The 1,607-nt window shown below is 40.8% G+C and carries 1 protein-coding gene, 1 pseudogene and 1 other annotated feature; the gene and the pseudogene both read right to left on the bottom strand.

Annotated elements, in window-relative coordinates:
- Nucleotides 1-132 precede the first annotated feature (132 nt).
- Nucleotides 133-1,105: pseudogene (locus FTV08_RS15980) on the bottom strand (IS3 family transposase).
- Nucleotides 700-816 (bottom strand) — a sequence feature (AL1L pseudoknot). (Overlaps the previous pseudogene by 117 nt.)
- A 182-nt stretch (nucleotides 1,106-1,287) precedes the next feature.
- Nucleotides 1,288-1,607: recombinase family protein (locus FTV08_RS15985; RefSeq protein ID WP_180087654.1), on the bottom strand; the 320-nt coding region annotated here is incomplete at its 5' end.

Raw genomic sequence — 1,607 nt, forward strand, 5'->3', positions numbered from 1 at the left:
AAGGAATACCGGGCGACGTCTGCTCGTCAGCAATCAGATGAGACTAGCCTTACAGAGCGCCGCAACAACAATACTGGTTGTTGCGGCTTACTTGTCTGCTGACTTGGAATTTCCCATCTGATTACTCCACGCTTACGAATATGAATTGCTACATTTTATCCGATTATCTTTTGCTTCGCAATGCGGCATGGGCGCACTCAGCGTTCCAGCCCCCTCTGCCGCCCTAAATGCTTGCTCCAATGCATCGAGCACCATATCTGTATTCATCCGTGTCGATACTTTCCATCCAACAATTGCTCGTGAGAACACATCAATAATAAATGCAGTATAAACCCAGCCTGAATTTGTTTGAATATACGTAAAGTCACTCACCCACAGTTGGTCAGGATGATCAGCAGTAAAATTACGTTTTACCAAGTCATCCGCTCGTTTTTGATCATCTCGGCTACGGGTGGTTTGTTTGTTCTTACCACGCCAAACACCTTTTATACCTAGCTTTTGCATTAATCGAGCAACAGTACAGCGCGCAATAATATAGCCTTCACGTTTCAGTTTTTGCCAGACTTTACGTACACCATACCGACCTGAACTTTCCTTCCAAATTCGTTTAATCTCCTCAGCATGATGCAAGTCATGTAAATCTCGCTTTGCTCGATGTTCTGGATTTTCACAGAGATCTAGAGTCCGGTAATAGGTTGAAGGTGCGATCGGTAAAATTCTACAAATCGCCTCGACTCCGTACAGCTCTTTATTATTATGGATAAAATCCACCATTATTTGTGTGGGCGGTCGAGCTCCGCCTGGGCGAAAAAAGCGGCTGCTTTACGTAGAATTTCATTGGCGCGTTGCAGTTCTTTATTTTCGCGTTCGAGTTGTTTGATACGTTCTTGGTCTGAAAGCTGCTGTACTTTAACTGGATTTTGTTTATCTAAATATTTTTGATACCAAACACGTAGTGTTTCAGGAGTACAACCCTTGCGCAGTATACTGCTCAGGGAGCAATAGCGGTGATCGCAGCCCAATTCGATGGATAATCTTTCTCGGATTCAATCAATAATTGAACCGCTCTTTCTCTGATTTCAGGGGTATATTTTACTTTTTTCATCGGGACATTCTCTCAGAAAGCTTGGTCTCCGACAAACCCGGTACGGTTCAAAAATCTTCCATTGATTTATTTATATCTGTTAAACCAGTCGCATTATGAAATGTAATATAAGTAGAAATTTCAGTATAAATGGTCATGATCTTTTCTAAATTTGAATATCTAAGCGTCTTCATTAATCAACCTTATTGATTATTAGTTTCTTCTTTTAAAGCTCTTTGTACTGTTGCTATCCCTACTTTAAACTTTTCTGCAACACCTCTAAATGTTGAATTTTCTTCAGCCATTGCTTTTCGTATTTCAACATAGTCAACCTTCCGCTTTCTTCCCTTATATAAGCCCTTCGCTTTGGCTTTTGCAATTCCTTCCTTTTGACGCTCACGGATCATGGAGCGTTCAAACTCTGCAAATGCAGCAAGCATCTGAAACATGAGTTTATTTATTGCCGATTGTGCTACATCATGACTGAAGGTCAAATTCTCTTTATGAAAAATAATGGTTATAC

This window comes from Acinetobacter sp. YH12226 (genome assembly GCF_013417805.1).
Classification (GTDB): domain Bacteria; phylum Pseudomonadota; class Gammaproteobacteria; order Pseudomonadales; family Moraxellaceae; genus Acinetobacter.